Below are 24791 nucleotides of genomic sequence, written 5' to 3'. Positions count from 1 at the left end.
TGCTGATTGGTTTATGGTGAAACAATAGCGCCTCCGCAGCGGAGGCCGATCAGCAAGAACGGGGAGTCATGGACAAGTCATACGCGATTCTGATGGTCTGCATGGGCAATATCTGCCGCTCGCCCACGGCAGAAGGCGTGTTGCGCGCCAGATTGCAGCAAGCCGGACTAGCCGAGCGGGTGCAAGTGGATTCTGCCGGTACCCATGCCTACCACGTGGGCGAAGCGCCCGATCCGCGCAGCTGTCAGGCCGCACGGCGGCGCGGCTACGACCTGAGCCGCCAGCGTGCCCGGCAAGTCAACGTAGCCGATTTCAGCCGCTTTGACCTGATTCTGGCCGCCGACCGCCAGAACATGAGCGCATTGCGCGCCATCTGCCCGGCCGACACCCGTGCGCGGCTGGATTACATCCTGGCCCCGCTGGGCGGGAAAACCGTGCAGGAAGTGCCCGATCCCTATTATGGTGGGGAGCAGGGCTTTGACCGGGTGCTGGATCTGATTGAAGCCGCCAGCGATGGCTGGATTCGCCAACTGCAACAAGACGGAATCCTTCCGCCCGCCAGGTGATTGTATTGGCATAATACCGGGCTGGGCTTAAGCTAGGCTCCCACAGCAAGGCCGACACGGCTGGAATCATTGCAAGGAAATAAATGGGACAGTTTTCTCGGGAACCAATCGCACCAATGGAAGTGGTGCCCAGTCACAGCGCGGACGTCATCTTGCCGCGTCAGCCGGGGCGAACGCCGTTGGCGCGCCAGACCGTCATCGTCGTGGGCTCTTCCACCGGCGGCACCGAAGCATTGCGCGTCCTGCTCACCGCCCTGCCGGCCAATATGCCTCCTATCCTCGTCACCCAGCACATGCCGGAACTATTCACTAAGTCCTTTGCCGCCCGGCTGGACTCGCTGTGCCAGCTGCATGTAAAAGAAGCCGAAGATGGCGAGCGCCTGCAGGCAGGTACGGTCTACATTGCTCCGGGCCACTCCCACCTGTTGGTCAAGTCTGCCCCCACCATCGGCTACTCCACCTCGCTGCATCACGGGCCACCGGTCAACCGGCATCGCCCCTCAGTTGATGTGCTGTTCCGTTCTGCGGCCAATCTGGTGGGCAAGAACTGTATCGGCGTCATCCTCACCGGCATGGGGCGGGATGGCGCGCAAGGCATGCTGGAGCTAAAAGAAGCCGGGGCTTACAACATTGCCCAGGACGAAGCCAGCTGCGTGGTGTTTGGCATGCCCAAGGAAGCCATTGCCCTGAAAGGCCAGCACGAAATCCAGCCTCTGACCGCCATTGCCAGCCGCCTGGTGGCCCTGGTGGCGCAACGTCAGCCAACCGCGTAAGCAAACACAAGCAAACATGATGAAGTTGCCCATTCTAGTTGTCGAAGACGATGCCGATCTGCGTGAAGCGATTGTCGATACCCTCAGTCTGGCTGGTTATCCCACGCTGGAAGCCGGGGATGGCAGCGCTGCCTTGCAGCAACTGAAAAAAGCACCGGTCGGCCTGATCATTTCTGACGCCCAGATGGCGCCAATGGACGGCTATGCCCTGTTTGAAGAAGTAAAAATTCGTTATCCCGGCGTGCCTTTCATCCTGATGACAGCCTACGGCATCATCGAACGCGCCATTGCCTTGTTGCGTGCCGGAGCCACCCACTACCTGCTTAAGCCGTTCGAGCCGGCCAGCCTGATTGCCGAAGTGGAAAAGCACATCCTCAAGCTGCCGGAGGGCGAGCGCGACGAAGCCGTGGCCGAATCGCCGCAAATGCGCCAACTGCTGGCACTGGCCAGCCGGGTGGCCGGCAGCGATGCCAGCGTGATGATCACCGGCCCCAGCGGAGCGGGCAAGGAAGTGCTGGCGCGTTATATCCATCGGCATTCCAAGCGGCACGATGGCCCTTTCGTGGCGGTGAACTGTGCCGCCATTCCGGACAATTTGCTGGAATCCACGCTGTTCGGCCATGAAAAAGGCGCATTTACTGGCGCAGCGCAAGCTTTGCCGGGCAAGTTCGAACAGGCGCAGGGCGGTACCATCCTGCTGGATGAAGTCACCGAAATGCCGCTGTCGCTGCAAGCCAAGCTACTGCGGGTGCTGCAGGAGCGCGAAGTGGAGCGGGTGGGCAGCACCCGTACCATCAAGCTGGATATCCGCGTGCTGGCGACGTCCAACCGTGATGTTGCCGGAGAGGTGGAGGCTGGTCGCTTCCGTGAAGACTTGTATTTCCGGCTGAATGTTTTCCCGCTGCGCATCCCGGCGCTCGCCGAGCGGCGCGAGGACATCCTGCCGCTGGCACGGCTTGTGCTTAACAAATACGCTGAAGCGGCCGGACGTTCCGGATTGAGCCTCTCGGAAGAGGCGGAACGTCAATTGACGGCCTATAGTTGGGAAGGTAACATCCGCGAATTGGAAAATGTCATGCAGCGGGCGGTGATTCTTGCCGCCGGGCCGGCAATTATTGCCGCCGACCTGTTGCTGGATGATATTTCCGGTTCGACACCGCTTACCCGGACAGAAACCACAGTCCAGCCTATCGTGACGGCAGAGTCCGACATGAAAACGCTGGAAAAACGTCATATTCTGGATACACTGGCAGCAGTGGGAGGCATCAAAAAGCTCGCTGCTGAAAAACTGGGCATCAGTGAACGCACTTTGCGCTACAAACTGCAGCGCTACCGCGAAGAAGATGGCCAGGATGAGGATCCGGATGACCTGGACGTACGCAGTACGGAGTAGCCATGTCGATCAATAATGTAGACCAGATGTTGAGCGAACTGCGGGCCGCATCGGCCCTGGCCGGTGGCAAGCCGGCCGCGCAGACGCAGGAAACGTCGCAAGTTGACTTTGCCGATGTTCTCAAATCCACCATTGAGCAGGTGAATTCTGCTCAGCAAACTTCGCAGGAAATGCAGAAGCAGTTCGAGTTGGGAGATGAGGGGGTTAACCTGCAGGACGTGATGGTCTCCTTGCAGAAAGCCAGCCTGTCGTTCCAGACCATGGTCCAGGCGCGCAACAAGCTGGTGTCCGCCTATCAGGAAATCATGAATACCCAGGTATAGCCTGGCCGTCACCCCATGCTGTGGTTGCCGGCAGTGGCTGTGCCTGAAACTAAAACCACTGTATGGCTGATCTGGCAGAACAAAACCCGACTCCTGTTTGGCGAACCCGGCTCAATGAAGCAACCGACCGCTTCAAGTCGCTTCCCAACAATAAAAAGATCCTCTTCCTGGTGGCCCTGGCCGCCATTTTCTCTGTCATTGTCGGTGCAGTTGTCCTGAACCGGCAGCCCAGCTATAAAATCCTGTTTTCCAATATCGCCGACCGCGATGGCGGTCAGGTCACGGCTGCCTTGCAGCAAATGAACATTCCTTATCAGCTGGGCGATGGCGGTACCGTGTCGGTACCGGCTGACAAGGTGTATGACGCCCGTCTGCGCCTGGCTGCCCAGGGTCTGCCCAAGGCTGGCGGCGTCGGCTTCGAACTGATGGATAACCAGAAGTTCGGCATCAGCCAGTTTGCCGAGCAAGTGAATTACCAGCGTGCCATTGAAGGCGAGCTGGCCCGCACCATCGAAGCCATCGGTTCGGTGGAGTCGGCCCGCATTCACATTGCCATTCCCAAACAAAGCGTGTTTGTGCGTGACCAGCAACAGCCAACGGCATCGGTGATGCTGAACCTGTTCCGTGGCCGCACCCTGGACCAGGGCCAGGTAGCGGGTATCGTGCATCTGGTGTCCAGCGCCGTGCCCAATCTGCCGGTGAAGAATGTGACGGTGGTGGATCAGGACGGCAACATGCTGTCCAAGCTGTCCGATAAGGACACCGCCGGCATGGACCAGACCCAGCTGGGCTATGTGCGCCAAGTGGAGGATGGCTACGTCAAGCGTATCGAAAGCATTCTTGAGCCCATTTTTGGCCAGGGCAACATCCATGCCCAGGTGACAGCCAATGTGGATTTCTCCGAAGTGGAGCAGACTTCGGAAAGCTATCGTCCCAACTCGTCTCCCAACCCGTCCGCCACCCGCAGCCAGCAAATCGTGGAACGGCTGGGTAGTGGTGCTGCCAATGCCGGCGGGGTGCCCGGTGCGCTGTCCAATCAGCCGCCGTCATCCGCTTCCGCTCCGATTACGCTGCCGCCGGGTGCCGCACCAGGTACGGCCACTTTGTCCGGTCAGGCCATGGGCCAGTCTGGTGCACTGGAGCGTGACATCACCACCAATTACGAGGTGGACAAGACCATTCAGCACACCAAGATGCCGCAAGGCGTGGTGAAGCGTCTGTCTGCAGCCGTGGTGGTGAACTACCGCAAGATGCCGGACAAGAACGGCGAAATGAAGCCCACGCCGCTGACCGCCCAGGAAATCCAGCAGATCAACAATCTGGTCAAGGAAACCATGGGCTACAACAGTCAGCGCGGTGACACGCTGAACGTGGTGAATGCGGCCTTTGCCGACGCCGCAGTACCGGTGACCATGCAGGAGAAGGTGACTGATTACCTTACCAACAATGCCTCCAGCCTGATCAAGTACGCCTTGCTCACCATTGCTGTGCTGTATTTGCTGTTTGGTGTGGTACGGCCTATCGTCAAGGATCTGGTCAAGCCGCAGGATGCCGTCAAGAAAGGCCCGGATGGCAAGCCGCTGGTGGATGCCGGTGGACGCTTGCTGGCCGTTGCCGGTGACGATGAGGGCGGTGCCGAGGGTGCGGCGGCTGGCGGCAAGGGTGCCGTGGCAAGCAACCCGGATGGCACGCCGGAAAATCCGAAGGATGCCCAGATGCGTCAGTACAACCAGAATCTGGAAGCCGCACGCGAGCTGGTGAAATCTGACCCGCGCATGGCTGCCCAGATCATCAAGGAATGGATAAGCTCCGATGAGTGATAACGGTGTGCACCGCAGTGCGGTTCTGCTGTTCAGCCTGGGGCAGGCCGAGGCGGTTGAAGTATTCAAGTATCTGGGCCCCAAGGAAGTGCAGAAGATTTCGCTGGCCATGGCGGCCATCAATAATCTGAGCTACGACCAGATCGACGACATCGTCGGCAAATTCCGCGAAGAGTGTGCGGCACGAGCCAGCATCGGCGCGTCGGACGAATACCTGCGCAATGTGCTGATCGAAGCGCTGGGCCCGGACAAGGCGGCCAACCTGCTGGACAAGATCATGCAGGGCAACGATCACAGCGGTATCGAAAGCCTGAAGTGGATGGACCCGTCCTCGGCGGCCGACCTGATCCGCCACGAGCACCCGCAGATCATTGCCACCATCCTGGTGCATCTGGAGCCGGACCTGTCCAGCTCCATTCTGTCCTTCTTCCCGGAGCGCTTGCGCAATGAGGTGCTGATCCGTACCGCCACGCTGGAAGGCGTACAACCACAGGCACTGCGCGAACTGAACGACGTGCTGACCCAGCTGTTGTCAGGTTCCGACCGTATCAAGAAGAGCGCATCCGGCGGCATCAGCCTCACGGCCGAAATCCTCAACTTCATGGGGTCGAACGTCGAAGGTTCCGCCCTCAACTATATCCGCGAGTACGACCCGGAACTGGCGCAGCGTATCCAGGACAAGATGTTCGTGTTCGAGAACATTCTCGACATCGACGACCGTTCCATCCAGACCATCCTGCGCGAAGTGCAGTCCGACTCGCTGGTGGTGGCGCTCAAGGGCACCAGTGCCGAACTCAAGGACAAGATCTTCCGCAATATGTCGCAGCGTGCGGCTGAAATGCTGCGCGATGATCTGGAATCCAAGGGGCCGGTCAAATTGTCCGAGGTGGAAGCCGAACAGAAGGAAATCCTCAAGGTTGTCCGCAAGCTGGCCGACGATGGCCAGATCGTGCTAGGCAGCAAGGGTGGTGACGAAGGCCTTGTCGAATAATCCCATCATTCCGGGTGAGCAACTGCAAGGCTGGCAAAGCTGGACGCCAACCGAGCTGACCCAGGGCGACGACGGTTTCAGCCCGACCCAGCTGGCCGGGCTGGAAGCCCTGCGCCGCCATCTGGAGCAGGCACCCACGGTAGCCGATGCCCAGCGGGCAGAAGGGGAAGACTTACCATCGCCTCCGGGCGACAACGCGCCAGAGCCGGAAGCCCCTGCGGCTTCCGGCTATCCCACCGCCTCCGAACTGGAAGCCATTCATCAGGAAGCCTGGCAAACAGGCTACGACGAGGGTGCGCAAGCGGGCCACGCCGAAGGTTTGTCCATGGGCCTGCAGCAGGGGCATGATCAGGCCGCCGCGCAGTTTGCCCAATTGTGGACCCCGATGCAGGATCTGGCTGCCAGTTTCGCCCGTGAAGTCAGCCGGGTAGAGGAGGAACTCTCCGGCACCTTGCTGTCACTGGCCATGCAACTGGCCGAGCGTCTTGCCGGTGAGCATCTGGCACAAAGCGACACCGCCATCATCGCTCAGCTGCGTCAGGTGCTGGGCGAGCTGCCGGCCACCATGAGTCAGGCCCGGCTGCGGGTGAACCCGGCCGACCTGGAAGCCGTGCGGCAGTTCCTGCAACAGGAAACACCGGAAACCCAGTGGCAGTGGATTGAAGACCCGCATATCCAGCGCGGCGGCTGCATCATCGATACCGCAGCCTTGCAGCTGGATTTGCGTCTGGCTTCGCGTCTGGCTGCACTGCGCAGCGCCATGGGTCTGGATGCCGAGCACAATGACTACCCTGATTGACCGCCAGCGTTCTTTTCTGAACGATTGCATGCAGGCAGCACAGGAGGCTCCGCTATGGCAGCCGTGCGGGCGCTTGCTGCGCGTCACCGGCATGGTGATGGAGGCCGCTGGCATCAAGCTGCCCGTTGGTAGCGCCTGTCAGGTTGAGCTGGCCGACAACCATGTGGTGGAAGCCGAAGTAGTCGGTTTTTCCGGTGATCGGGTGTTCCTGATGCCGCTGGCCAATGTGCACGGTTTGCTGCCGGGCACGCCGGTGCGGCCGATGACGCCATGCCACCCGCCCAGCTACGGGCAACGCGTGGTTTCCGCCCGGGTCAACGGCCCGGCCGGGCGTCAGGTACCGGTCGGTGCAAGCCTGCTGGGCCGCATTCTCGATTCCCTGGGCCGTCCGCTGGATGGCAAGGGGCCCATTCATCCCGAAGCCTATTTCCCGCTGCACAGCCAGCCGATGAACCCGCTGGACCGCTCGCCGGTCAAGCAGGTGCTGGATGTGGGTGTGCGTGCCATCAACGGCCTGCTGACTGTCGGTCGTGGCCAGCGGCTGGGCCTGTTTGCCGGCTCCGGTGTCGGCAAGTCGGTCCTGCTGGGCATGATGGCCCGCTTCACCCGCGCCGATGTGGTGGTGGTGGGGCTGATTGGCGAGCGGGGGCGCGAGGTCAAGGACTTCATCGAGAACATTCTGGGCGAGGAGGGCATCGCCCGCGCCGTGGTGGTGGCCGCCCCTGCCGACATGCCGCCGCTGATGCGTCTGCACGGCGCGGCTTATGCCACGGCCTTGGCCGAGTATTTCCGTGCCCAGGGCAAGGACGTGCTGTTGCTGATGGATTCGGTCACCCGTTATGCCATGGCGCAGCGGGAAATTGCGCTGGCCATTGGCGAACCACCCGTGACCAAGGGTTATCCGCCCTCGGTGTTTGCCCGTCTGCCACAGTTGATTGAACGGGCCGGTAATGCAGCCAATGGCGGTGGCTCGATTACCGGTTTTTATACCGTGCTGTCCGAAGGCGACGACCAGCAAGACCCGATTGCCGACTCGGCACGGGCCATTCTGGATGGTCACTTTGTACTGTCGCGCGAGCTGGCTGAAGCAGGGCACTATCCGGCTATCGATATTGAACAGTCCATCAGCCGGGTGATGGTGGATGTGGTGCCGCCCAAGCAAATGGATCAGGCACGCTACTTCAAGCAGCTGTACTCACGCTATCAGCGCAATCGCGACCTGATCAGCGTGGGTGCTTACGTGCCGGGTTCCGACCCGGTACTGGACGAGGCCATGCGTCGCCAGTTACAGATGACCAGCTTCCTCACCCAGCCCATGCACGAATCGCAGGACTACACCAGCAGCCAGTTGCAACTGGAAAGCGTGCTGGCGTAAGCCCCATAGGCCATGGCGCAGAGCAAATACACCCTTCTGATCAAGCTGGCTGAGGACAAACAGGCCGCAGCCGCCGAGCGCATGCGCCAGGCGCAAGCCAAGGTGCTGGATGCGATGAACCGGCAGGAGCAGCTGGAAAACTTTCGTGCGGAATACCGCGAGCGGCTGACGAGCGGCGGTATGAAGGGCATGAGTATCGCCCAATGGCAGGACTTCCAGAAATTTCTCGGGCGGCTGGACGAGGCCGTGCGCATTCAGCAGGGCGATACCGAATTCGCCAAACAGCGCTTCATCATGGAGCGCCAGGCCTGGCGCAACGAGCACAAAAAGCTCAAGGCCTACGAAAAGCTGCTGGAGCGGGAGCTGGAGCGCGAGCAACTGGTACAGGCGCGTCGGGAACAAAAAACGACAGATGAATTTGCCACCCGTCGTTTCTGGGATCAGACCCACGGCGACGACTGAGCCGGGCCGTGTCAGTCTGCTGAATCAGGCGGGTAGCAAATGCGCCCGGCCTTGCACGGCAATGCCCACCATGCTGCCCGGTGAAGGCAGGTTCCAGCTGCTGGTGCGCAATTGCAGCACGGTGTTGTCGTGTGGCAATTGCAGATCGATCAGGCTGTCATGGCCGCCAAAATCACACTCCAGCACGCGCGCCTGCGCCTGGCATTGCGCGCTGTCAGTCAACTCCAAGCCCAGTTGTTCCGGCCGCAGCATGATGCGGGCCTCGCCGCTGAACTGGCTGTTGTTCACCGCAATCGTCCCCAAGCCACACTCTGCCTTGCCCTGATGAATCCGCGCCGGCAGGATGACCGCTTCACCCAGAAACAGCGCCGTGGCTTCATCTGCCGGCTGGCTGTACAACTGCTGCGGGCTGCCGGACTGTATCAGCCGCCCCTGACGCATCACCGCCAGTTGGTCGGCAAAGGACAAGGCCTCGGCCTGATCGTGCGTCACCAGAATGGCAGTGATGCCGGCATCACCCAGTAGCTGGGCCACCATTTTGCGCATGGCGGCGCGCAAGCCGGTGTCCAGGGCCGAGAATGGTTCATCCAGCAGCATCAGCCGTGGTTGCTGCGCCAGTGCCCGCGCCAGCGCAATACGCTGCTGTTGGCCACCGGATAGCTGATGCGGCCAGCGTTGCAGCATGGCCTGATCTAGCGCCACCATGTCCAGCAGCTCGGCAATGCGCCGCTGCCGTTCCGCACCTTTCAGTTGCAGGCCAAAACCGATATTGTCCGCCACCGTCAGGTGGGGAAACAATGCGCCATCCTGTGCCACATAACCAATGCCGCGCAAATGGGCGGGCAGCGCCTTGCCATCGGCAGCCAGTGTTTGGCCATTCAGGGTGATGCTGCCCTGGTCCGGGTGTTCGAAACCGGCAATCATGCGCAGCAGGGTAGTCTTGCCCGAGCCGGACGGGCCGACAATGGCCACGCGGCTGGCGCTGGTACAGGCCAGGGAAACGTCCTGTACCGCCTGGGTGGCGCCATAGTGTTTGCTCAGATGCTGCAGGTGCAGGGAAGTCATCGTCCGGCACTCCGTTTGGAATGGTCATGCAAAAGCCAGGTGAGTGGCAGCGATAGCAGCACCATCAGCAAGGCATAGGGTGCGGCCATCATGTAGTCGATTTCACTGGTCATCGCCCAGAATCCGGTTGCCAGTGTGCGGGTGCCGTTGGGAGCCAGCAGCAAGGTGGCGGTCAGCTCGTTGCTGATGGCGAGGAACACCATGGCAAGACCAGCCGCTGCGCCGGGTGCAGCCAGGGGCAAGGTGACCCGGCGCAAGGCTTGCCCCGGTGTGCTACCCAGGCTGCCCGCAGCCTGTTCCAGTTCGGCCGGTGCCTGGGCAATGCCAGCTCGCAGGCTGACCAGGGCGCGGGGCAGGAACATCAGCAGATAGGCCAGCAAGATGGTGACAATAGTCTGGTATAGCGGCCGGGCGTAATGGATGGTGATGGTAACCAGTGCCAGTGCGGTGACAATGCCGGGCAAGGCGCTGGTGATGTAGTTGCAACTTTCTTGCAGCCTTTGCAAGCGGCTTACCGCACGCACCGAGAGCCAGGCCAGTGGCACGGCGGCCAGCACGGTCAGAACCGCGCCCAGCAGGCCCAGCAGTACGGTCTGTTGCAGTGCGGGCCACAGGCTGTCGTTTTGCCAGGCTTCAATGCCGCCTTTCCACAGCCAGTGTCCCAGTGTGATCAGTGGCACCCCCAGGCTCAGTACGCCGGACAGCAAGCACAGCAGCAAGGCAGGCACTGTCCAGGCGCCAAGGCGAGCGGGCGTCATCTGACGTGCCGAGCCCGAACCCAGCCGGGCATAGCGTGCATTGCCGCGCGTTCCCGCTTCCAGCCATAGCAGACCCAGACAGCACAGTGCCAGTACGCCAGCCAGCATATTCGCTGCCGGGCCGTTAAAGCTGGACTGGAACTGATCAAAAATGGCGGTGGTGAAGGTGTCAAAGCGCAGCATGGCGTACAGGCCGTATTCAGCCAGCAGGTGCAGGCTGACCAGCAGGCCGCCGCCCCAGATGGCCAATTTCAGTTGCGGCAAGGTGACACGCCGGAACACGGCCAGCGGTGTCAGGCCCAGCGAGGCGGCACTGTCTTCCAGTGCCGGGTCCATGCGGCGCAAGGCAGCGGAAACAGGGAGGTATATGAATGGTGTGTAGGCAATTACCGACAGCAACACGGCCGCACTCACGCCATTGAAAGCGGGCAGCAGGCTGATCCAGGCATAGCTGTGGACAAAGGCGGGCACGGCCAGTGGTGCCACGGCCAGCATGCGCCAGCAACCTCGCGCCGGCAGTGTGCTTCGCTCGGTCAGCCAAGCCAGGGTGACGCCCAGCAGCGTGCACAAGGGCACGGTCAGGATCACCAGCAAACTGGTATTGAGCAGCAGTTCAGCCACCCGTGGCCGGAACACCAGTTGTACTACGGTGTTCCAGCCGGTCTGGATGGAAATGGCCACGATGAACACCACCGGCAGCAAGGCCAGCAGTGATACCAGCAGCGAGCTGCCTTGCAGCCAGAGCGGCACTTGCCGCCCTGGCCGTCGCAGTCCTGCCGTGCTGGTCGGGCTGTCATGGGCGGCCAATGCGCCCTGAGCAGTACGGGAAGACGATGTCGTCATGTGTTTACAGCAAACCTGCCTGTGTCATCAGTTCTACCGTCTTGCGGCTGTTCAGGCGGGAGGCGTCAATCTTGGGTGCGTCCAGATCCTTCAGCGGAACCAGCTTGGGATTGGACTGCGCGCCCTGGCCGACTGCATATTCAAACGAATTTTCGGTGCGCAGGATGTTCTGGCCGCCCTTGCCGGTAATCCACTTCAGGAAGGCCTGGGCTTCTTCCTTGTGCTTGCTGGAGGCCAGCACGCCACCGCCGGAAATGCTGACAAACGCACCCGGATCTTGCTGCTTGAAGTAGTGCAGGGCGGTGTTCTTGCTGTTTTCGCCGGTCTTGTTCTGATCGCCGAAGTAGTAATAGTGATAAATCACCCCGCCGTCGATCTGGCTGGCATTTACCGCTTTCATCACCACGCTGTTGCCCTTGTAGGGTTGGGCGTTGGTTTTCATGGCTTTCAGCCAGGCCAGCGTGGCGGCTTCACCCTTTTGTTCCAGCAAGGCACTCACAATCGCCTGGAAGTCGGCACCGGCCGGTGCTGCGCCCCAGCGGCCTTTCCATTCCGGTTTGGCCAGGTCCAGCATGGACTTGGGCAGCTCTTTCGGGGTCAGGCGGTTCTTGTTATAAACAAAAACGGTAGAGCGGGCAGCAATGCCTACCCAACGGCCATGAGCAGGGCGAAAGGCCGGGTCAACCTGTGCGGTGGTGGCCGGGGACAGCGGTGCCAGCAGCTTGGCATTATCCACCAGCACCATGGCCGGAGAGTTTTCGGTCAGGAATACATCTGCCGGCGATGCTGCGCCTTCCTGCACGATCTGGTTGCCCATTTCGCTGTCACTGCCATTGCGCACGGTAACCTTGATGCCGGTTTCCTTGGTAAAGCCTTCCACCCAGGATTTGGTCAGACTCTCATGCTGGGCGTTGTACACCACGATGCCATCTGCACTGGGTGCTGCATGCGCGGTAGTGGCAAACAGGGCGGAAACCAGCAGGGTGGTGGTGATGCGTGCAAATGGACGGGACATCAGGCTTGTACTCCTTGCATTGTTCAACAGGCAAAGCAGTGCGGAAAGGGGAGACCGCGACTGGGTGAAGACCGGATTGTAATGCAAAGGATAATGATTCGCATTAATTATCTACTTCGTTATATATCCGCCCGGCTGCTTGCCTGCTGGGTCTGATGCGCTTCCTGGCATGTAAATTGCTGATTACCATCCATCTCTTCAGGGGGTTTAGGCCATGACAATTACTGTAGTTCCGGCGAGCAATGCCAAGGTCATCATGCCTAGCGGCAATGCCGACGCTGCCACGCAAGACGCAGGCGGCTTGTTTGCCAGCTTGCTTGGCGCGCAATTGGTCAGTCTCAATCCTGTACTTCCAGACCAGGGGGATGGCAGTGCCGGTAACGGGAAATCCAGTCAGGACAAGGATTCCACCGCCAAGGATGACACGGCTGCCACTGATAATTCCGCCAATATGCTGCTGGCGGCCATGCCCATGTTGCAGGCCGCCTTGCCCACTACCCCGGTACAAGACAAGCCGCAGGTCAATACCACGGCAAGCGACCTCAGCAACAGCATGGTGAAGGATATTGCGCTGGAAGCCGCCCTGCCAACCACGACCGCGAGCAAGCATGCCAATGGCCTGCAAGCGCAAGAATTGCCGGGCAAGGATGCCGCCGCACTGCAATTCTTGCCGCCCTCTGCCGATCAACTGGCCGCCAACCAGGCTGCCAATCAGAATAATCAGCAGGTGCAGCAAGTCAGCCAGACCAAGACCTTGACCATTTCCCAACCGATGACCGACCCCAACTGGTCCAAGGCGCTGGGTGATCAGGTGATGTCCATGGTCAGCATGAAAATGGACAAGGCCACCATCCAGGTCAATCCGCCGCAATTGGGGCCGGTGGAAGTGACGCTCAAGATGAATGGCAATGATCAGGCGCAGGTACTGTTCACCTCTGCCGTGCCTGCTACACGTGAAATTCTCGAAAACAACATGCCCAAACTGGTTTCCATGATGGCTTCCAGTGGTATAGCTCTTGCCGATGCACAGGTTTCCAGCGGACAATCCGGGAATCGGCAACAGCAATTCAATCAAAACCAGAATGGCCGCCGCCAGAATGCCGCTGGCAACGATGAGGACGATACTCTGGCTGCCATCACGTCCGCACGCGGGATACTCAGTATCTTTGCTTGATATGGCTCACAAGGGGGCTCTGTTCAGTTCGTGCGGAAATCTGGAAAATAAAATAAGGAAATGGCTTAAGCTTTCCTTATAAACCTAACCGACGGACTGAATACCCATGGCAGAAGACAAAAAAGCGGACAAGGCGGACAAGGGCGAGAAAAAAGCGGGGGGTGGCAACAAGCTGATGCTGGTGGTGGTCATCCTGCTGGTATTGGTTCTTGCTGGTATGGGTGGTCTTGCCTATGTGATGTTCACCAATATGAACAAGCCGCACGACGCTGCCCAGACCGAGCAGACCAAGGAAAAACCGAAGAAAAAGAAGGAAGGTCCGCCGATCTTTGAAAAAATCGATACCTTCGTGGTGAACCTGTCCGGTGGTGACGGCAGTCTGCTGCAAGTAGACATGCAGGCCGAACTTGGCGATGAGGAAGCCAAGAAGAAGTTTACCGATTACATGCCCAAGATCCGCAGTGCGCTGATCCTGTTGCTGTCTTCCAAGACCGCAGCCGAATTGTCCAGCCCGGACGGCAAGGTCAAGCTGAAGGCCCAGGTCAAGCAGATCATCAACGAATCGATGGATTCCGGCGAAGAAGAGTTGGTTCAGAGCGTACTGTTCACTTCCTTCATCATTCAGAAGCAGTAAAGCGATGGGCGACGATATCCTGTCCCAGGAAGAGGTGGACGCCCTGCTCAGGGGCGTCACCGGCGAGGACGAAGATGATGATGGCGCGCAGGACTCACAGGGAGTCCGCGGCTACGATATTGGCCGGCAGGAGCGCATTGTGCGCGGCCGTATGCCAACGCTGGAAATCATCAACGAACGTTTCGCCCGTAACCTGCGTATAGGCTTGTTTAACTTTATCCGGCGCAACGCGGAAATTTCCGTCGGGCCGGTGCGCGTGCAGAAATACAGCGAATTCATTCGCAACCTGGTGGTACCCACCAACCTGAACCTGGTACATGTCAAGCCGCTACGCGGTACCGGGCTGCTGATCTTCGATCCGGATCTGGTCTTCCTGATCGTGGATAACCTGTTTGGTAGCGATGGTCGATACCACGTACGGGTGGAAGGCCGCGACTTCACCCCTACCGAGCAGCGCATCATCCGTCGCTTGCTGGAAGTGGTGTTTACCGAATGCCAGAAGGCCTGGGAGCCGGTGCACCCCATCGAGTTCGTCTATTTGCGTTCGGAAATGAATACCCAGTTCGCCAACATCGCCACGCCAACCGAAGTGGTGGTGGCCATGACCTTCCATATCGAACTGGGGGCCGGTGGCGGCGATTTCCACATCTGCCTGCCTTATTCCATGGTGGAACCCATTCGCGACGTGCTGTCCAGCACCATGCAGGCCGACCGGACGGAAGTGGACAATCGTTGGGTCAGCCTGATGACCCATCAGGTACAGGCGGCAGAGGTGGAACTGGTGGCCACCCTGGCGGAAACCAAGGTCACGCTGGGGCAGATTCTCAATTTGAAAAACGGTGATGTAGTGATGCTGGAAGTGCCCGAAGCCGTGGTGGTGGACGTGTCCGGCATTCCGGTTCTGGAGTGTCACTATGGTACCGTGCAGGGCCGTTACGCCCTGAAGGTAGACAAGGTATTGGCCGGGGCTGGCGAGTTCGCCGAGCCCGCAGGAGAAAGCAAGCAATGACTGAGCAGCTAGAAGAAGGTCAGAACCCGGGGGCGGGTGAGGAAGAGGTATCAATGGATGACTGGGCTGCCGCCATGGCAGAACAGGAAACCACCGATGCCGCGCAGGCCGACAATGTGCAGCCGGCCACCAATTTGTTCCAAGAGCTGGGCAGTGGCGAAGCGTCGCTGAATGTGCCCAGCAACCTGGACATGATTCTGGATATTCCGGTCCAGCTGACGGTGGAGTTGGGCCGCACCAAGATTGCCATTCGCAACCTGTTGCAACTGGCACAGGGTTCTGTGGTGGAACTGGACGGACTGGCAGGCGAGCCGATGGACGTGCTGGTCAATGGCTGCCTGATCGCCCAGGGCGAAGTGGTGGTGGTGAACGACAAGTTCGGTATTCGTCTGACCGACATCATTACCCCGGCGGAACGCATCCGTCGCCTGCAAAAATAATGCGCACAACCATCAGACCTGCTGCGGTGATGCTGGCCGCCTGCTCGGCCATTGCCCAGGCCGGGACGCTTGCTTCCCAGCCGCTGGTGGCTGCCAGCAGCCCCACGCCGGTCAGCAGCCTGTTGCAGGTTATTCTTGGTTTGGCTGTGGTGCTGGCCGCCATTGTGGGCCTGGCCTGGCTGTTTCGCCGCATGTCCGGTGGCATGCTGGGCGGCAGCAACCGCTTGCGCGTGGTCAGTGGCGTGCTGGTAGGGCAGCGTGAAAAAGTGGTGATTGTCGAGCTGGAAGGCGAATGGCTGGTATTGGGTGTCACCAGCCATAGTGTCAATCTGCTGACCAAGATGGACCGCCCGCCCGATGCCGGAACCGAAGTCGTGCAGCCTGGCGAACCCTTTGCCCGCTGGCTGAAGGCAGCCATGGAAAAGGGCCGTCAGAAATCCGAAGCTGTAAACAGATAATGAAATTCACTTCTCGCGTGTTGCCCTGGCTGTTGCTGGGGCTGCCCATGCTGGCACAGGCTGCCGGCCTGCCCTTGATGACCAGTACCCCGGGTGCCGGTGGCGGTCAGAATTATTCGCTGTCCTTGCAAATGCTGTTGTTCATGACAGCGCTGGGTTTCATCCCGGCCATGCTGTTGATGACCACCGCATTCACCCGCATCGTGATTGTGCTGTCCCTGCTGCGCCAGGCCATGGGTGTGACCCAGTCGCCACCCAATCAGGTGATTCTGGGCTTGTCGTTGTTCCTCACCCTGTTTGTGATGGGGCCAACGTTTGATCAGGTGTACAACAAGGCCTGGGCACCGTTCTCGGACGACAAGATCAGCTTCAACCAGGCGGTGGAAGAGGCCAGCAAGCCGATGAAGGCTTTCATGCTCAGCCAGACCCGTGAGAAGGATCTGGCCTTTTTCATCGAGATTTCCCGCTCGGAAAAACCAGCCACCAAGGCTGATGTTTCCATGAAAACGCTGATTCCGGCCTATGTCATCAGCGAACTGAAAACCGCGTTCCAGATCGGCTTCATGGTGTTCATCCCCTTCATGATCATCGACCTGGTGGTGGCCAGCATCCTGATGGCCATGGGGATGATGATGGTGTCACCAGTCACCATCTCCTTGCCCTTCAAGTTGATGCTGTTTGTGCTGGTGGACGGCTGGACCCTGCTGATGGGTTCGCTGGTACAAAGCTTTTATACGGGCTGAACATGGAGTTCCACCCCCTTACGCCGGACATGCTGCCGCTGTGCCATGCCCTGTGTGCCGATTGCATAGCCGCCTTGCCGGATGAGGCTTACCCCTTGGCGGCCCGCCTGGCCTGGGCCGGTATCTGGGATGATGAAACCGCCACAGCCTGGGCTGCGCGCCTGTCCGCCAGCTGGAGCGTTGCTGTCAGCGCGGCTGGTGAGTTGCTGGGTTTTGCCTGGCTGACCCATGCCGGAGAGTTCGACATGTTGTACGTGGCGCCTGCCGCGCAGCGACGCGGCCTGGCATTGCAGATGATCCGTCAGCTGGAAGACATGGCGGCACAGGCCGGGCTTGTGGCCCTGCATACCTGGGCCAGTCATGCAGCCCGGCCGGTATTCGAACAGGCGGGATATGCGGTGTTGCGCGCCAATACCGTGACGCGGGATGGCGAGACGCTGGAAAACTGGCTGATGGCCAAAGGCGGCTGGCAGGAGCCTGCCGACGCAAGGAGAGAATCATGAGTCCGGAACTGGTCATCAATCTGGTGCAGAACGCACTGTATATCCTGATCATCGTCTCGGCACCGGTGCTGCTGGTGTCGCTGGTGGTGGGCCTGTTGGTCAGCGTATTGCAGGCCGCCACGCAGATCAACGAAATGACGCTCACTTTCATTCCCAAGCTGCTGGCCATGTTTCTGGTGCTGGTGCTGGCCGGGCCGTGGATGCTCAATACCCTGGTGGAATACACCACCCGGCTGTTCCAGAGCATTCCCAGCGTGATTGGCTGACGTCGTACTCCATGTTCAGTATTTCTGATGCACAGATCAGTGCACTGGTTACGATGTGTGCCTGGCCTTTTGCCCGCATCATCGGCCTGTTCCTGGTGGAACCCTTGTATGCCTATCGCGGTGTGCCGCGCCGCTTCAAGGCCGGTTTCGCGCTGATGCTGACCGTGCTGGTGGTGCCATTGCTGCCACCGGTGCCAGCCGTGCCGGTATTTTCCGCAGCAGGGATTGCCATTTTGTTCCAGCAATTGCTCATTGGCCTGGCCATGGGCTTTGTCATGCGGCTGACCATGACTGCGGTGGAAATGGCCGGTTTCATCATGGGTGCGCAAACCGGTCTGGGTTTTGCCATGTTCTTCGACCCCATGCACGCAGCGCAGGTGCCGGTGGTGTCCCAGCTGCTGTCCATGTTTGTTTTCCTGCTGTTCCTTACCTTTGACGGCCATCAAGTCGTTATTTCCACCCTGGTGGAAAGCTTCCAGGTGCTGCCCATCGGCATGAGCATGCCAGCCCAGGGGCTTAAGGCGCTGGTGTTATGGGGCAGCCACATCATTTCCTGGGGCATCTGGCTGTCCATGCCGGTCATTGCCGCCTTGCTGGTGACCAACCTCGCCATCGGCGTGATGACCCGTGCCGCACCGCAGTTCAATATTTTTACCTTTGGTTTTCCGCTGACCTTGATGATCGGTTTCATCACCATCTATCTGACCTTGCCGCTGATGGTGCCGGCCATCGAACAGATATACGGTCAGGCCTTCACTTTCATGTTGGCCATGCTGAAGGCGAAATAGCTTTCTGCTAGAATAGCGGCCAAATTTTCGGCATTAAACCGGCCCGGTGACGGGCCAAACCAGATTGAGGCAATTATGGCAGGTCATAGCAAATGGGCGAACATCCAGCACCGCAAGGGTCGTCAGGATGCCAAGCGTGGCAAGATCTTCACCCGTCTGATCAAGGAAATCACCGTTGCTGCCAAGATGGGCGGCGGCGATGTCAACATGAACCCGCGTCTGCGTCTGGCAGTGGACAAGGCCAAGGCCGAATCCATGCCCAAGGACAATATCGATAACGCCATCAAGCGTGGTACCGGTCAGCTCGAAGGTGTGGATTATGTCGAGTGCCGATACGAAGGTTATGGCATTGGCGGTGCTGCCGTGATGGTGGACTGCCTGACCGACAACAAGACCCGTACTGTGGCCGATGTGCGTCATGCCTTCTCCAAGTACGGTGGCAATATGGGCACCGACGGCTGTGTGGCCTTCCAGTTCAACCATTGCGGTTTCCTGGTATTTGCCCCGGGCGTGGACGAAGACGCGCTGATGGAAGCCGCGCTGGAATGCGGCGCCGAAGACGTGATCACCAATGATGACGGTTCCATCGAAGTCATCACCGGCCCTTACGAATTCAGCGACGTGAAGCAGGCGCTGGAAGACAAGGGCTTCAAGGCGGAAATGGGCGAAGTCACCATGAAGCCGCAGAACGAAACCGAACTGGCCGGCGAAGACGCCATGCGCATGCAAAAGCTGCTGGATGCGCTGGAAGACCTGGACGACGTGCAGGACGTGTACACCTCGGCCACCCTGCTGGATTGATAACGTAAAGCCGGATGCAAGGCTTGCCCACGGGCAAGCCTTTTTCATGCCTGCCATTTACTGATTGTCAGCATCGGCAGCGCTGTCGCAGCAGTGTAAACTTCAGCCATGCCGGGATATTGGCCGGTTCAAGTCATGCGAAAGAGTCATCATGTACCAGAGTCATGTCGATCGCCGTACGCGTCTGATGCAGCAGATGGGGGAGGGCATTGCCATCCTGCCTACCGCGCCTGAAGTGGTGCGCAATGCTGACAACCACTACCCCTACCGGGCTGACAGCCATTTTCTGTATCTGACTGGTTTTGCCGAGCCGGAGGCCGTACTGGTGCTGGACGCCGGAGCCGGCAAATCCATTCTGTTCTGTCGGGAAAAGAATCTGGAACGTGAGGTGTGGGAAGGTTTTCGCTATGGTCCGGACGGGGCGCGAGAAGCTTTCGGCTTTGACGAGGCCTATCCGCTCGGTGAGTTGGATGCCCGCCTGCCCGACCTGCTGAGCGGCCAGAAGTCGCTGTGGTGGAAAATTGGTCGTCAGCCTGGTTTCGATGTGCGAGTGAATGGCTGGCTGGAGGCCGTGCGCCAGCGTTACCGCAGTGGTGAACAGCCACCCGCGCTGTACCACGACCTGCTGGTATTGCTGGACGAGATGCGCATGATCAAGGACGCTGGCGAGCGTGCTACCTTGCGCCGGGCCGGACAGATTTCCGCCCAGGGCCATATCCAGGCCATGCGTGCCACCCGGCCGGGCATGATGGAATACCAGGTGGAGGCGGAAATCCTGCACACCTTCATTCGCAATGGCGCACGCTACCCGTCCTACGAAAGCATCGTGGCCGGCGGAGCCAATGCCTGCACCCTGCATTACGCAGCCAATAATGCGCGGCTGAACGATGGTGATTTGCTGCTGATTGATGCCGGTTGCGAATTGAATGGTTATGCCGGTGATATCACGCGCACCTTCCCGGTGAATGGCAAATTCAGCCCGGCCCAGCGCGATGTTTACGAAATCGTGCTGGCGGCGGAACTGGCAGGCATTGCTGCGGTCAAGCCTGGGGCAGTGTGGAATGAGCCCGGTGATGCTGCGCTGAAAGTACTGGTGCAAGGCATGCTGGACCTGAAGCTGCTCACCGGCAGCGTGGACGGGGTGATCGAATCCGGCGCCTTCCGCCAGTTCTACATGCATGGCATCGGCCACATGATCGGCCTGGATGTCCATGACGCCGGCCAGCGCAAGCAAGGCGGCCAGTGGCGTACCTACCAGCCCGGCATGTGCACCACCATCGAGCCTGGTTTGTATATCCGCCCGGCTCCGAATGTTCCGGCTGCGCTGCACAATATCGGCATCCGTATCGAAGACGATGTGCTGGTGACTGAAACCGGGCACGAGGTGTATACCGCCGACGTGCCCAAAGAAATTGATGCAATTGAAATCCTGATGCAGGGTGTCTGAACATGAAGAACACAGACAGACAACACAGCCGCGACTGCGGCCATGATGGCGGCGAACACGCCGACATCATCATTGTCGGCGGCGGTCCGGTAGGCGCATTGGCCGCGCTGCGCTTTGCCGCTGCCGGACGGCGGGTGCTGCTGGTGGAAGCGCGCGCCAAAGATGCGCCGCTGACCGATGCGCGTGCACTGGCACTGTCCTGGTATAGCCGCGAGGCGTTGGCAGCATCCGGCGCATGGCCGGACAACTTGCCCGCCAGCCAGATCGACAGCGTGCATGTCTCTCAGCAGGGTGCGTTTGGTCGTACCCGGCTGGAAGCGGCTGATCTCAAGCTGCCGCATCTGGGCGTGGTGGTGGATTATCCGGCGCTGACCCTGGCCATCAATGCCTGCCTGGAGCAGGCCGGTGTGCAAGTATGGTGGGAAACCCGCGTGGAATCCGTCAACAGCATGGCCTGCTATGCCACAGTGAAAACCAGCGGTGTGCATGGTGATATCAGCCTGACAGCACGTCTGGTGGTGCTGGCTGAAGGCGGCGCGCTGGCGGACAGCCTGCCGGGTATCAAGCGTCTGGTACATGACTACCAGCAATGTGCGGTTCTGGCCGAAGTCAGCACCGAACTCCCCCCGGCCGGCGTGGCTTACGAACGCTTCTCGAAGCAGGGGCCGTTTGCCCTGCTGCCGCATGGTGACAATTACATGCTGGTGTGGACCCGAAGCCACGATGATGCCAAGGCCTTGCAACAAGCGCCGGATGAGCAGGTGATGGCCGAATTGCAGCAAGCCTTTGGCGAGCGGCAGGGCAAGGTACTGTCCATCGGCCCGCGTGCCAGCTTTCCGCTGGCACTGCGTCAGGTCAACCGTGTCAGCAGTGGTCGGGTGGTGCTGATTGGCAACGCGGCTCAAACCATGCATCCGGTAGCGGCGCAGGGCTTGAACCTGGGCCTGCGCGATGCCATCGGCCTGACCGATGCCCTGAACGAGGTTAGCGATCCGGGCGATGCAGCTGCCTTGGCGGTGTATGCCGCTAGCCGTAAACTGGACAGCCATGCCGTGGTGGGTTTCACCCACGGCCTGATCAAGCTGTTTGACGGCGACTCCGCCCTGGTCAGTGCCTTGCGCGGCGTGGGCATGAGTACGCTGGACAGCGTGCCGCCCTTGCGTCGTGCATTTGCCCGTCATCTGGTATTCGGGCTATAGGAAAGCAATCCATGACACAGTACGACGTCATCATTGTCGGTGGTGGCCTGGTGGGTGCCAGCCTGGCACTGGCGCTGGCCGAAAGCGGGCGCAAGATCGCCTTGCTGGAAGGCTCTGCCGCACGTTTTGAAGATCTGGAGCAAGGCTGGGATGCCCGCATTTACGCTGTCAGCCCGCTCAACCGCCGTTTTCTGGAACAACTGCAAGCCTGGCCGGACATGTCCCGCGTCGGCACCATCGCCAGCATGGATGTCTCTGGCGATGCCGGTGGCCGTATTCAGTTTGCCGCCAGCGATGCCGGTGCCAGCGCCCTGGCCTGGATTGTGGAAAACCGCTGGCTGCTGGCCAGCCTGTGGCAGCGGCTGGCTGCCAGCCCGGTCAGCTGTCTGACCGGTGTACGCCCAGCCTCACTCTCCACCACCGCCAGCATGGCCAGCCTGACCCTGGACGATGGCCGGGTGCTGCAAGCCAGCCTGGTGGTGGGCGCCGACGGGGCCAACTCCTGGGTACGCAGCCAGACTGACCTGGCCGCCAGCATCAAGCCTTATGGCCAAAGCGGTGTGGTGGCCAATTTCAGCTGCGAAAAGCCGCATGGCAATATTGCCCGCCAGTGGTTCACCGGAGACAGCATTCTAGCCTGGCTGCCCATGGCGGGGAATCGCATTTCCATGGTGTGGTCCACTTCAGACCCGGATGCGCTGATGGCATTGTCTGCCGAGCAATTGTGCGCCCGCGTGGCTGCAGCCGGCAATCACCAGCTGGGCCATCTGGCCCTGCTTGGCCCGGCGGCAGCCTTTCCGCTGCGGCTGATCCAGCCCGAGGCGGTGGTCAGCCAGCGCTTGGCGCTGGTAGGCGATGCCGCCCATACCGTACACCCGCTGGCCGGACAGGGCGTCAACCTGGGTTTCCAGGATGCAGCACAACTGGCTGCCCTGTTACAGAAAGAGGGCGATGCCGGCGACTGGATGCTGTTGCGCCGCTACGAGCGCGAGCGCCGCGAAGCGGTAAAAACCATGCAGTTCACCTGTGACGGCCTGTACCGGCTGTTCCATACCCAACATGTGCCCGGCCTGTCCTGGCTGCGCAATACCGGCCTGAGCCTGACCAACCGGCTGACACCGCTCAAGCGTCAGTTCGTCCGTCATGCCATTGGCTTCTGAACCCGAGGATATTGAATGAACACCACTGTAAAAGCGCTGGCGCTGGCTGGCACCCTGTTGCTCACCATGACGGCCTGCAATGCCAATGCCACCTCTACCGGCACCGAACAGGTACAGAAAGCCTTCACCACCCGCTTCCCCAATCGTCAGGTACTGAGCGTCAGTGAAACCCCGGTCAAGGGCATTTTTGAAGTGGTGGTGAAGGGCAAGCAGATTGTCTACACCGATGCCTCGGCCAAATACCTGTTCGTTGGTGACCTGATTGACGCCGAAGCCAAGGCCAGCCTGACTGAAAAGAAAATGGCCGAGCTCAATCACGTGGATTTCAACAAACTGCCACTGCAGTACGCCATCAAGGAAGTCCGTGGCAACGGCGCACGTAAACTGGCCGTATTCACCGACCCGGACTGCCCGTACTGCAAGCAGCTGGAACGTGAAAGCCTGCCGGGCATCAACAATGTCACCATTTACACCTTCCTGTACCCGCTGGCCCAGCTGCATCCCGATGCACCGCGCAAGGCCCGTCAGATCTGGTGCTCCAAGGACAGACTGAAAACCTGGACTGCCTTCATGCGTGATGGCCAGCCGCTGACTGGCACCGACAAGTGTGATACCAGCGCACTGGACAAGGTGGAAGCGCTGGGTGACGAATTGGGCATCACCGGTACACCGGGCCTGCTGTTTGCCAATGGCCGCCTGGTACCGGGAGCCATTGCCCAGGAAGACATCGAAAAGCTGCTGGATGCCAAGTAAACGTCTTGCCAGTCTTTGTCTGGCATCATGAATCTGCCTTTCGGGCTGCGCTGGCTGCCGGGGTCCTGGCACTGGTCTGCGCTGGGTGATGCAGACAGGCTGATGCTGGCACTCAGCCTGTCCTTGCTGTTGCACGGGCCCTTGCTGTTGCGGCTGCTGCCGGATGGCAGCCCGCAAGGCAAACCACAGCCCATGCATGTGCGCTTGCAAGGTGAGCCCTCGCCCTTGGCCAAGCCTGCACAGCCTGTACCACCCGTCTTGCCGGTGGAGAAAAAGCAGGTCGTCAGCCCGGCAGTCCTCACCGGGCATGGCCAGCACCGCATGCCCAAACAGGCCAGTGTCGCCCAGGCCTTGCCAGCTGCAACGCTTGCGCAGCAAGCTCCGGCAAGCGCACCGCAGGCCAGTCAGCCGGCGGTTGCGGCGAACCAGTCACTGCCAGTACAGACCGCCACACCAGCAACGATCGATACCGATGCAGATGCCCAGGAATGGGGTGTGGATGTCTACTATGCGGCTCGGCAGGTGGATGTGGTGGCGCTGGAGCAAATGCCCATTGTGCTGGTGGCACCTTATGGTCTTGGAATGGACGATGTGGATGTCACTTTGCGGGTTTATATCAACGAACAGGGTACGGTGGATGCCGTCCAACTGCTGTCAGCGCAGCCTGCCGGCGTGGAGCAGCCATTGATTGAAGTGTTCCGTCAAGCCAGGTTCTATCCGGCCGTGCGTGAGGGCCGTGCGGTAAAAAGCTTCAAGCTGGTCCGCATCGGTCCGCATGGTGACAGCGATGCCTCTGCAGCACAGTGACGGCAAGGCAGGCCATGGCAAGCACGCGGGCCGGTTTCATGCTAAATTCAGCCATCCCGGCCTTGCCGGGCAGGTCCGGCCCCAGTGGCAAGGGCCGCTTACAGTACAGCGGAACATACCGCTTTTTATCCGACCACGAAGGAAGAAACATGTCTGATCTGAATACACTGTTCACCCAGGCCCAGGCCGACGTTACCTCGCTGTCCGAACGTCCGGACAACCAGACCTTGCTGCAACTGTATGCGCTGTACAAGCAAGCAACGGAAGGGGATGTAGCCGGTGAGCGCCCGGGCATGATGGATTTCATCAATCGCGCCAAATACGATGCCTGGGACAAGCTCAAGGGCATGGCCAGCGACGAAGCCAAGCAAGGCTATATCGACGTGGTGCAAAAGCTGCTGGCCGAGTAATCCGCCGGGAGCTGCC

28 protein-coding genes are annotated in these 24791 nt (G+C 60.0%); 25 read left to right on the top strand and 3 right to left on the bottom strand.

What is annotated here, in order from left to right:
- Positions 1-68: 68 nt before the first annotated feature.
- From HWX34_RS00680 to fliJ, 9 genes are all read left to right on the top strand, one after another.
- Positions 69-566: a low molecular weight protein-tyrosine-phosphatase gene (locus tag HWX34_RS00680; protein ID WP_255496511.1), complete on the top strand. Its 498-nt coding sequence runs from the start codon at positions 69-71 to the stop codon at positions 564-566.
- An 83-nt stretch (positions 567-649) separates the two neighbouring features.
- On the top strand, positions 650-1339 hold the full coding sequence (locus HWX34_RS00675; RefSeq protein WP_218645000.1) for a chemotaxis protein CheB: 690 nt from the start codon (positions 650-652) through the stop codon (positions 1337-1339).
- A gap of 16 nt (positions 1340-1355) precedes the next feature.
- On the top strand, positions 1356-2732 hold the full coding sequence (locus HWX34_RS00670; RefSeq protein WP_304506104.1) for a sigma-54 dependent transcriptional regulator: 1377 nt from the start codon (positions 1356-1358) through the stop codon (positions 2730-2732).
- 2 nt (positions 2733-2734) lie between these two features.
- On the top strand, positions 2735-3055 hold the full coding sequence (gene fliE, locus HWX34_RS00665) for a flagellar hook-basal body complex protein FliE (RefSeq protein ID WP_045848356.1): 321 nt from the start codon (positions 2735-2737) through the stop codon (positions 3053-3055).
- A gap of 62 nt (positions 3056-3117) precedes the next feature.
- Positions 3118-4875 (top strand): flagellar basal-body MS-ring/collar protein FliF, encoded by a 1758-nt coding sequence (fliF, locus tag HWX34_RS00660; RefSeq protein ID WP_178970505.1) that lies wholly within the window; start codon positions 3118-3120, stop codon positions 4873-4875.
- Entirely contained in the window at positions 4868-5866 is a 999-nt protein-coding gene (gene fliG, locus HWX34_RS00655) for a flagellar motor switch protein FliG (protein ID WP_045848354.1), read from the top strand. The genes fliF and fliG overlap by 8 nt, the downstream gene beginning before the upstream one ends.
- Positions 5856-6665 carry a flagellar assembly protein FliH gene (locus HWX34_RS00650; RefSeq protein ID WP_218644999.1) on the top strand — a complete coding sequence of 270 codons (810 nt, stop codon included), beginning with the start codon at positions 5856-5858 and terminating at the stop codon, positions 6663-6665. Before fliG ends, HWX34_RS00650 begins: the two co-directional genes overlap by 11 nt.
- Positions 6649-8040 carry a flagellar protein export ATPase FliI gene (fliI, locus tag HWX34_RS00645; RefSeq protein ID WP_178970503.1) on the top strand — a complete coding sequence of 464 codons (1392 nt, stop codon included), beginning with the start codon at positions 6649-6651 and terminating at the stop codon, positions 8038-8040. Before HWX34_RS00650 ends, fliI begins: the two co-directional genes overlap by 17 nt.
- Before the next feature lie 12 nt (positions 8041-8052).
- Positions 8053-8502 carry a flagellar export protein FliJ gene (gene fliJ, locus HWX34_RS00640; RefSeq protein ID WP_178970502.1) on the top strand — a complete coding sequence of 150 codons (450 nt, stop codon included), beginning with the start codon at positions 8053-8055 and terminating at the stop codon, positions 8500-8502.
- Between the two features lie 24 nt (positions 8503-8526).
- On the opposite strand, the gene HWX34_RS00635 is transcribed toward fliJ, so the two are convergent.
- Genes HWX34_RS00635 through HWX34_RS00625 form a run of 3 tightly spaced genes read right to left on the bottom strand, consistent with a single transcriptional unit; the run spans position 8527 to position 12183 of the window.
- The gene (locus HWX34_RS00635) at positions 8527-9567 is read right to left on the bottom strand and encodes an ABC transporter ATP-binding protein (RefSeq protein ID WP_178970501.1); all 1041 of its coding nucleotides are present in this window, start codon (positions 9565-9567) and stop codon (positions 8527-8529) included.
- On the bottom strand, positions 9564-11168 hold the full coding sequence (locus tag HWX34_RS00630) for an iron ABC transporter permease (protein ID WP_178970500.1): 1605 nt from the start codon (positions 11166-11168) through the stop codon (positions 9564-9566). Before HWX34_RS00630 ends, HWX34_RS00635 begins: the two co-directional genes overlap by 4 nt.
- A 4-nt stretch (positions 11169-11172) precedes the next feature.
- The gene (locus HWX34_RS00625) at positions 11173-12183 is read right to left on the bottom strand and encodes an iron ABC transporter substrate-binding protein (protein ID WP_178970499.1); all 1011 of its coding nucleotides are present in this window, start codon (positions 12181-12183) and stop codon (positions 11173-11175) included.
- A 214-nt stretch (positions 12184-12397) separates the two neighbouring features.
- Here HWX34_RS00625 and HWX34_RS00620 point away from each other — a divergent pair, with 214 nt between their 5' ends.
- From HWX34_RS00620 to HWX34_RS00545, 16 genes are all read left to right on the top strand, one after another.
- The gene (locus HWX34_RS00620) at positions 12398-13357 is read left to right on the top strand and encodes a flagellar hook-length control protein FliK (protein ID WP_178970498.1); all 960 of its coding nucleotides are present in this window, start codon (positions 12398-12400) and stop codon (positions 13355-13357) included.
- Between the two features lie 106 nt (positions 13358-13463).
- Entirely contained in the window at positions 13464-13991 is a 528-nt protein-coding gene (locus tag HWX34_RS00615) for a flagellar basal body-associated FliL family protein (RefSeq protein ID WP_045848347.1), read from the top strand.
- A 4-nt stretch (positions 13992-13995) separates the two neighbouring features.
- Positions 13996-15000, top strand: coding sequence for a flagellar motor switch protein FliM (fliM, locus tag HWX34_RS00610; RefSeq protein ID WP_045848346.1), 1005 nt, complete (start codon positions 13996-13998; stop codon positions 14998-15000).
- Positions 14997-15440, top strand: coding sequence for a flagellar motor switch protein FliN (fliN, locus tag HWX34_RS00605; RefSeq protein WP_178970497.1), 444 nt, complete (start codon positions 14997-14999; stop codon positions 15438-15440). Before fliM ends, fliN begins: the two co-directional genes overlap by 4 nt.
- Positions 15440-15898: a flagellar biosynthetic protein FliO gene (gene fliO, locus HWX34_RS00600; protein ID WP_255496510.1), complete on the top strand. Its 459-nt coding sequence runs from the start codon at positions 15440-15442 to the stop codon at positions 15896-15898. Before fliN ends, fliO begins: the two co-directional genes overlap by 1 nt.
- Positions 15898-16641: a flagellar type III secretion system pore protein FliP gene (gene fliP, locus HWX34_RS00595; RefSeq protein WP_045848344.1), complete on the top strand. Its 744-nt coding sequence runs from the start codon at positions 15898-15900 to the stop codon at positions 16639-16641. Before fliO ends, fliP begins: the two co-directional genes overlap by 1 nt.
- Before the next feature lie 2 nt (positions 16642-16643).
- On the top strand, positions 16644-17144 hold the full coding sequence (locus HWX34_RS00590; protein WP_178970496.1) for a GNAT family N-acetyltransferase: 501 nt from the start codon (positions 16644-16646) through the stop codon (positions 17142-17144).
- Entirely contained in the window at positions 17141-17410 is a 270-nt protein-coding gene (gene fliQ, locus HWX34_RS00585) for a flagellar biosynthesis protein FliQ (protein ID WP_045848343.1), read from the top strand. Before HWX34_RS00590 ends, fliQ begins: the two co-directional genes overlap by 4 nt.
- A gap of 11 nt (positions 17411-17421) precedes the next feature.
- On the top strand, positions 17422-18198 hold the full coding sequence (gene fliR / locus HWX34_RS00580) for a flagellar biosynthetic protein FliR (protein WP_178970495.1): 777 nt from the start codon (positions 17422-17424) through the stop codon (positions 18196-18198).
- 75 nt (positions 18199-18273) lie between these two features.
- Positions 18274-18999, top strand: coding sequence for a YebC/PmpR family DNA-binding transcriptional regulator (locus HWX34_RS00575; RefSeq protein ID WP_045848341.1), 726 nt, complete (start codon positions 18274-18276; stop codon positions 18997-18999).
- A 151-nt stretch (positions 19000-19150) separates the two neighbouring features.
- A complete protein-coding gene (locus HWX34_RS00570; RefSeq protein ID WP_178970494.1) occupies positions 19151-20446 on the top strand; it encodes an aminopeptidase P N-terminal domain-containing protein in 1296 nt (431 codons plus the stop codon).
- 2 nt (positions 20447-20448) lie between these two features.
- Positions 20449-21645 carry an FAD-dependent monooxygenase gene (locus HWX34_RS00565; RefSeq protein ID WP_178970493.1) on the top strand — a complete coding sequence of 399 codons (1197 nt, stop codon included), beginning with the start codon at positions 20449-20451 and terminating at the stop codon, positions 21643-21645.
- Between the two features lie 11 nt (positions 21646-21656).
- Complete coding sequence (locus tag HWX34_RS00560; protein WP_178970492.1) at positions 21657-22805, top strand: UbiH/UbiF family hydroxylase; 1149 nt, start codon at positions 21657-21659, stop codon at positions 22803-22805.
- Positions 22806-22820: 15 nt separating this feature from the next.
- A complete protein-coding gene (locus HWX34_RS00555) occupies positions 22821-23558 on the top strand; it encodes a DsbC family protein (RefSeq protein WP_178970491.1) in 738 nt (245 codons plus the stop codon).
- 27 nt (positions 23559-23585) lie between these two features.
- Positions 23586-24365, top strand: coding sequence for an energy transducer TonB (locus tag HWX34_RS00550; protein ID WP_178970490.1), 780 nt, complete (start codon positions 23586-23588; stop codon positions 24363-24365).
- Positions 24366-24514: 149 nt separating this feature from the next.
- The gene (locus HWX34_RS00545) at positions 24515-24775 is read left to right on the top strand and encodes an acyl-CoA-binding protein (protein WP_178970489.1); all 261 of its coding nucleotides are present in this window, start codon (positions 24515-24517) and stop codon (positions 24773-24775) included.
- Positions 24776-24791 lie beyond the last annotated feature (16 nt).

It is taken from the genome of Aquitalea sp. LB_tupeE, assembly GCF_013391415.1.
Lineage (GTDB): Bacteria > Pseudomonadota > Gammaproteobacteria > Burkholderiales > Chromobacteriaceae > Aquitalea.
Note: the sequence above shows the minus strand (reverse complement) of the source record. Positions and strands in the feature narration are given on the sequence as shown.

Excerpts from the sequence above, each read along its gene's own strand:
- HWX34_RS00565 (WP_178970493.1), top strand. The coding sequence starts at position 20,449 with ATGAAGAACACAGACAGACAACACAGCCGCGACTGCGGCCATGATGGC.
- HWX34_RS00550 (WP_178970490.1), top strand. The coding sequence starts at position 23,586 with ATGAATCTGCCTTTCGGGCTGCGCTGGCTGCCGGGGTCCTGGCACTGG.
- fliF (WP_178970505.1), top strand. The coding sequence starts at position 3,118 with ATGGCTGATCTGGCAGAACAAAACCCGACTCCTGTTTGGCGAACCCGG.
- HWX34_RS00560 (WP_178970492.1), top strand. The coding sequence starts at position 21,657 with ATGACACAGTACGACGTCATCATTGTCGGTGGTGGCCTGGTGGGTGCC.
- fliE (WP_045848356.1), top strand. The coding sequence starts at position 2,735 with ATGTCGATCAATAATGTAGACCAGATGTTGAGCGAACTGCGGGCCGCA.
- HWX34_RS00570 (WP_178970494.1), top strand. The coding sequence starts at position 19,151 with ATGTACCAGAGTCATGTCGATCGCCGTACGCGTCTGATGCAGCAGATG.
- fliJ (WP_178970502.1), top strand. The coding sequence starts at position 8,053 with ATGGCGCAGAGCAAATACACCCTTCTGATCAAGCTGGCTGAGGACAAA.
- HWX34_RS00635 (WP_178970501.1), bottom strand. The coding sequence starts at position 9,567 with ATGACTTCCCTGCACCTGCAGCATCTGAGCAAACACTATGGCGCCACC.
- HWX34_RS00555 (WP_178970491.1), top strand. The coding sequence starts at position 22,821 with ATGAACACCACTGTAAAAGCGCTGGCGCTGGCTGGCACCCTGTTGCTC.
- fliR (WP_178970495.1), top strand. The coding sequence starts at position 17,422 with ATGTTCAGTATTTCTGATGCACAGATCAGTGCACTGGTTACGATGTGT.
- fliP (WP_045848344.1), top strand. The coding sequence starts at position 15,898 with ATGAAATTCACTTCTCGCGTGTTGCCCTGGCTGTTGCTGGGGCTGCCC.
- HWX34_RS00575 (WP_045848341.1), top strand. The coding sequence starts at position 18,274 with ATGGCAGGTCATAGCAAATGGGCGAACATCCAGCACCGCAAGGGTCGT.
- HWX34_RS00590 (WP_178970496.1), top strand. The coding sequence starts at position 16,644 with ATGGAGTTCCACCCCCTTACGCCGGACATGCTGCCGCTGTGCCATGCC.
- fliI (WP_178970503.1), top strand. The coding sequence starts at position 6,649 with ATGACTACCCTGATTGACCGCCAGCGTTCTTTTCTGAACGATTGCATG.
- fliM (WP_045848346.1), top strand. The coding sequence starts at position 13,996 with ATGGGCGACGATATCCTGTCCCAGGAAGAGGTGGACGCCCTGCTCAGG.
- fliG (WP_045848354.1), top strand. The coding sequence starts at position 4,868 with ATGAGTGATAACGGTGTGCACCGCAGTGCGGTTCTGCTGTTCAGCCTG.
- HWX34_RS00630 (WP_178970500.1), bottom strand. The coding sequence starts at position 11,168 with ATGACGACATCGTCTTCCCGTACTGCTCAGGGCGCATTGGCCGCCCAT.
- fliO (WP_255496510.1), top strand. The coding sequence starts at position 15,440 with ATGCGCACAACCATCAGACCTGCTGCGGTGATGCTGGCCGCCTGCTCG.
- fliQ (WP_045848343.1), top strand. The coding sequence starts at position 17,141 with ATGAGTCCGGAACTGGTCATCAATCTGGTGCAGAACGCACTGTATATC.
- HWX34_RS00620 (WP_178970498.1), top strand. The coding sequence starts at position 12,398 with ATGACAATTACTGTAGTTCCGGCGAGCAATGCCAAGGTCATCATGCCT.
- HWX34_RS00680 (WP_255496511.1), top strand. The coding sequence starts at position 69 with ATGGACAAGTCATACGCGATTCTGATGGTCTGCATGGGCAATATCTGC.
- HWX34_RS00670 (WP_304506104.1), top strand. The coding sequence starts at position 1,356 with ATGATGAAGTTGCCCATTCTAGTTGTCGAAGACGATGCCGATCTGCGT.
- HWX34_RS00545 (WP_178970489.1), top strand. The coding sequence starts at position 24,515 with ATGTCTGATCTGAATACACTGTTCACCCAGGCCCAGGCCGACGTTACC.
- fliN (WP_178970497.1), top strand. The coding sequence starts at position 14,997 with ATGACTGAGCAGCTAGAAGAAGGTCAGAACCCGGGGGCGGGTGAGGAA.
- HWX34_RS00625 (WP_178970499.1), bottom strand. The coding sequence starts at position 12,183 with ATGTCCCGTCCATTTGCACGCATCACCACCACCCTGCTGGTTTCCGCC.
- HWX34_RS00675 (WP_218645000.1), top strand. The coding sequence starts at position 650 with ATGGGACAGTTTTCTCGGGAACCAATCGCACCAATGGAAGTGGTGCCC.
- HWX34_RS00615 (WP_045848347.1), top strand. The coding sequence starts at position 13,464 with ATGGCAGAAGACAAAAAAGCGGACAAGGCGGACAAGGGCGAGAAAAAA.